Annotated in this window: 3 protein-coding genes; 2 read left to right on the top strand and 1 reads right to left on the bottom strand. The window is 61.0% G+C overall.

Annotated features, from left to right (window positions below):
- Positions 1–112: 112 nt before the first annotated feature.
- The gene (locus tag NKI95_RS33950) at positions 113–1,705 is read right to left on the bottom strand and encodes an ABC transporter substrate-binding protein (RefSeq protein WP_352722205.1); all 1,593 of its coding nucleotides are present in this window, start codon (positions 1,703–1,705) and stop codon (positions 113–115) included.
- A 478-nt stretch (positions 1,706–2,183) separates the two neighbouring features.
- Here NKI95_RS33950 and NKI95_RS33955 point away from each other — a divergent pair, with 478 nt between their 5' ends.
- Positions 2,184–4,151: a long-chain fatty acid--CoA ligase gene (locus tag NKI95_RS33955; RefSeq protein WP_352722206.1), complete on the top strand. Its 1,968-nt coding sequence runs from the start codon at positions 2,184–2,186 to the stop codon at positions 4,149–4,151.
- An 85-nt stretch (positions 4,152–4,236) separates the two neighbouring features.
- Positions 4,237–4,884, top strand: a complete 648-nt coding sequence (locus tag NKI95_RS33960; RefSeq protein WP_502908465.1) for a class I SAM-dependent methyltransferase — start codon at positions 4,237–4,239, stop codon at positions 4,882–4,884.
- The last annotated feature ends 73 nt before the right edge of the window (positions 4,885–4,957 follow it).

Consider the following 4,957-nt stretch of genomic DNA (forward strand, 5'->3'; position numbering starts at 1 on the left):
GCTAAACTGGTGTGTTGTATAAAAAGCGAGTTTTGGTCTCAATAACTCGATGATTTCTTATACTACCTGGTGGGGGGTGTGCGCCCTGCACCCCCGTTCAATTTCTCAGAACTTATTCGCTGACGTCGACGCCATCAAACCGATGAATGCCAAGCGGGTCCATAACGAAGCCCGCGACCTTCTTGTTCATCGGCATGAAGACCTTGGAGTGGGCGATGGTCAGCCATGGGGCCTCACGCTTGAACACGGCCTGAGCTTCCTCGTAGATCTTGGTGCGCTCGGCGACGTCGGTCGTCGCCTTGCCCTTTTTCAGCAGGCCTTCGAACTCCTGATTGCACCAGATTGCATAGTTGGACTGGCCGATGGCATCGCAACCGAGCAGGAAAAAGAAGTTGTCCGGATCGCCATTGTCACCGGTCCAGCCCAGCTGGAAGGCGCCGTCGCGATCCTTAGCCTTGCCGCGCTGGCGGTACTCGGTCCATTCGTAGCTGACGATCTCCGCCTTGACGCCGACGGCGGCATAGTCGGCCTGGATCAACTCGGCGACGCGCTGGGCGTTCGGGTTGTAGGGACGGCTGACCGGCATAGCCCAGATCTTCATCGACAGATCCTTGACGCCCGCGTCGGCCAGCATCTTCTTGGCCGCCTCTGGATCATAGGGATCGTCCTTGATGTCCTTGTTGTAGGACCACATGGTCGGCGGGATCGGGTTGATGGCCGGCGCGCCGGCGCCCTGATAGACCGCGTCGATGATCGCCTTCTTGTTCACCGCCATGTTGAGAGCCTTGCGGACCTCGACCTTGTCGAAGGGCGGCTGCGTCGTGTTGTAAGCCATGTAGCCGATATTCAGGCCTTCCTGCTCGTCAACCTTGAGGTTCGTGTCGGCCTGCAGTCCGGCGATGTCGGCCGGCGCCGGGTACGACATGATATCGCACTCGCCGGCCTTGAGCTTCTGCGCGCGCACGGCCGGATCGGGCGTGATGGCGAAGATCAGATCGTCGATCTTCTGGCGGCCGCCATAGTAGCCGTCCCATGCCGCGTAGCGGATGACCGCATCGACCTGATAGTCGACGAACTGGAACGGACCGGTGCCGATCGGTTTCTGGGTGAACTGCTGCCGAGTGCCGGCCTTGTCGAGCTGGTCGGCATATTCCTTGGAGACGATCGAGGCGAAATCCATGCCGAGATCCGGCAGGAAGGCAACCTCAGGCTTGTTCAGCACGAATTTCACGGTCAGATCGTCGACCTTGACGATTTCCTTCAGAAGTTCCGGGAAGCCCATGCCGGCAAAATATTCCCAGCCGGTACCTTCCAGATAGCTAAACCACGGGCTTTCCTTCTTCCACTGGCGTTCGAAAGAAAAGATCACGTCGTCGGCGTTAAGGTCGCGCGTCGGCGTGAAATAGTCGGTCGTCTGGAATTTCACACCCGGGCGAAGCTTGAACGTGTATTCGAGACCGTCGTCGGAAACCGTCCAGCTCTCGGCGAGGCCGGGCGAGATGGTGGTCTTGCCATGCTCGAACTCGACCAGGCGCGAATAGATGGTGCGCGACGAGGCGTCGAAGTCGTTGCCGCCGCTCCATGGTGACGGGTCGAAGCCGGCCGGCGATGCCTCCGAGCAATAGACCAGTTGTTTTGCATTGGCCATGCCGCCCAGGACGCTTGCAGCCAGCAACGCGGCTGCAAAAGTCAGTTTCTTTTTCATTGAGCACTCCCTGATGTTCTTCCAAGCCCCTCTATCAGGCTCGCGAAGCGCGCATATAAGCACCGTTTTTCTAGCTTTGGAACTCCTCGTTTGCCTAACCCACGGGAAGCAGAAAAAAATTCCGGCACGCAGCAAATTGTGGAAAAAACGAGCGGAATCCGCAGATCACGACATTATTAGCGACTTCAATTTTTTGTTGATCGGCGATGCCGCCAATTGGGGGAATCGAGCCGTTCGGTTCAAGAGATGCGCGTCCGAAAAGCAGTCGCGGCCGAGAGGTTTGACGGCAAGTCTTACCGCACTGCCAGGTGGGCGAGGCTTGCACGGCCGCCGCTAGTGGCAATACATAGATAGATGGAGAGCGTGCCGGATTTCCCACGTTCCGGGCATTGCGGCAAACGTGGATACCTTTGTTCGTCAGGGGCGGCGGTGGCGCTCAAGCGTGCCGAAACGATAAGAACGATTGAGGGAGCGACAGGTGGCAAAACCGGCAAAGACAACGACCGCGGCGAAAGCAAAGGCCGCCGAGGCAACATCGAAAGCGGTCAAGCCAAAAGCGGCCGCCGCCAAGCCGAAGGCTACCGCGAAGGCAAGCGCGAAGCCGGCGGCGAAGACCGCGGCGGCAAAGGCTGCCAAACCGGGGGCCGGCAAGACGGCGCCTGCCGCAAGCTCTGCCGCCGCCAAGCCGGCGGCGAAAGCAGTGCCGACAGCGCCCAAACAGGCGGCAGGTCCAGCCAAGAGATTACCGAAGGCGATCACGTCGCTGGCCGCCGGCCTGCCGGAAAAACCGTGGCTCAAGAGTTACCCAAAGATCGTGCCGGCTGAGATCGGCAACCTGCCCTCCAGCTCGATCGGTGACTTTCTCGTCGCCGCCTGCAAGCAGTTTGCCAATCGGCCGGCCTTCGTCTGCATGGGCAAATCGATCACCTATGCCGACCTCGAGCGACAATCGGCGGCCTTCGGCGCCTATCTGCAATCAAAGGGGCTGCAGAAGGGCGCGCGTGTCGCGCTGATGATGCCGAACGTGCTGCAATATCCGGTGGCGATGATGGCAGTGCTTCGCGCCGGCTATGTCGTGGTGAACATCAATCCGCTCTACACGCCGCGCGAGCTGGAGCACCAGCTCAAGGATTCCGGCGCTCAAGCCATTGTCATCCTCGAAAATTTCGCCTGCACCTTGCAGGCGGTGATCGCCAGGACCGCGGTCAAGCATGTCGTGGTCGCCACGATGGGCGACATGCTCGGTGGGCTCAAGGGAACGATCGTCAACTTCGTTGTACGCCGCGTCAAGAAGATGGTGCCCGCATGGTCACTGCCCGGCCATGTCAAATTCAACGCCGCATTGAAGGCCGGCTCCGGCGTGACCTTCAAACCCGCCGAGGTCGTGGCCGACGACATCGCCTTCCTGCAATATACAGGCGGTACGACCGGCATCTCCAAGGGCGCGATGCTTTTGCACAGCAATGTCTTGGCGAACGTCGCGCAGAACGCGCTCTGGGTCGAAGACGCCTACACGGTCAAACCGAAACCGGCGCATATGAACTTCCTCTGCGCGCTGCCGCTCTACCATATCTTTGCGCTCACCGTGAACGCGATGATGGGAATGCAGCAGGGCGCACAGAACGTGCTCATCCCCAATCCGCGCGACATTCCCGGCTTCGTCAAGGAGCTGCAGAAATTCCCGATCCACATCTTCCCGGGCCTCAATACGCTGTTCAATGCGCTGCTCAACAATGAGGATTTTCGCAAGCTCGACTTCAAGCCGCTGATCCTGACGCTGGGTGGCGGCATGGCGGTGCAGAAGGGCATCGCCGAGCGTTGGAAGGCGCTGACCGGCTGCCCGATCAGCGAGGCCTACGGACTCTCAGAAACTTCGCCGGGGGCGACCGCCAACAAATTCAGCGACGGAGTCTACACCGGCACGATCGGCCTGCCGCTGCCCTCGACCGAGATCGCCATCCGCGACGACGACGGCAACAATTTGCCGCTCGGCGAAGTCGGCGAAATCTGCATCCGCGGACCGCAGGTGATGGCCGGCTACTGGAACCGGCCGGACGAGACCGCCAAGGTGATGACCAAGGACGGCTTCTTCAAGTCGGGCGACATGGGCTTCATGGACGAGCGCGGCTACACCAAGATCGTCGACCGTAAGAAGGACATGATTCTGGTTTCCGGCTTCAACGTCTATCCGAACGAACTCGAAGAGGTGGTGGCGCAGCATCCGGGCGTGCTCGAAGTGGCGGCGATCGGCGTGCCGGACGAGCATTCGGGTGAAGTGCCGAAGCTGTTCGTCGTCAAGAAGGACCCGGCACTGACCGCCGAAGCGCTGGTGGCCTATTGCAAGGAGAACCTGACCGGCTACAAGCGCCCCAGATATATCGAGTTCCGCGCCGAACTGCCGAAGACGCCGGTCGGCAAAATCCTGCGGCGGGCGTTGCGGGGCTAGACGCGGCTTGAGCGATTGCATCGTCAGCGCCCACGCCGTGGATACAGGTACGCGTCCGGACCCGGCAGAGTTCATCCGGGCGAACATGCGGATCGCCGCAGTGCCTGCGGTTCCCGAAATCCGGCTTTACACTGCCCATCCCGGAAGCGGGCTCAGGCGGCTTGTCGAGTGGAACCAACACGGCATCGAGGAAGACGGACCTGAACCGGAGCCACCGTACTGGGCCTATGTCTGGGCCGGCGGCGCGGTGCTTGCCCGCTACATAATGGACCGGCCGGAGACCGTGGTCGGGCGTCGCGTGCTCGATCTCGGCGCCGGCTCGGGCCTTGTCGGCATCGCGGCGGCGAAAGCCGGAGCGAGCGAGGTCGTCGCGGCCGAAATCGATCGTAATGGCGTGGCCGCGCTCGGCCTCAATGCGACTGCGAACGGCGTCGCTATCATGATCATTGGCGAAGACATCACCGGCGGTCCGCCGCCACCAGTGGATATCGTGATGGTCGGCGACCTGTTTTACGCCCACGATCTCGCCGGCCGGGTCGTTCCCTTCCTCCAACGCTGCCTTGGAGCCGGCATCGCCGTGCTGATCGGCGATCCTGGCCGCGCCTATCTGCCCCGCTCGCGGCTTCGCCTGCTGGCCGAATACGAGGTGCCGGATGTCGGCGAAGGCAGGAATGCGGCGATGAAACCGAGCGGCGTGTTCTCGTTCGGACCAGCTAGAGTCTTCACGTTTTGACGGAAGCGTATCCGGCGTTTGTGAAGTAGTTTTTGCATTCGCCGGGTTCGATCGTCGCAACGAGGTGGCCGAT

The sequence above is a fragment of the Mesorhizobium sp. M0306 genome (genome assembly GCF_040321655.1).
Taxonomy (GTDB): Bacteria; Pseudomonadota; Alphaproteobacteria; order Rhizobiales; family Rhizobiaceae; genus Mesorhizobium.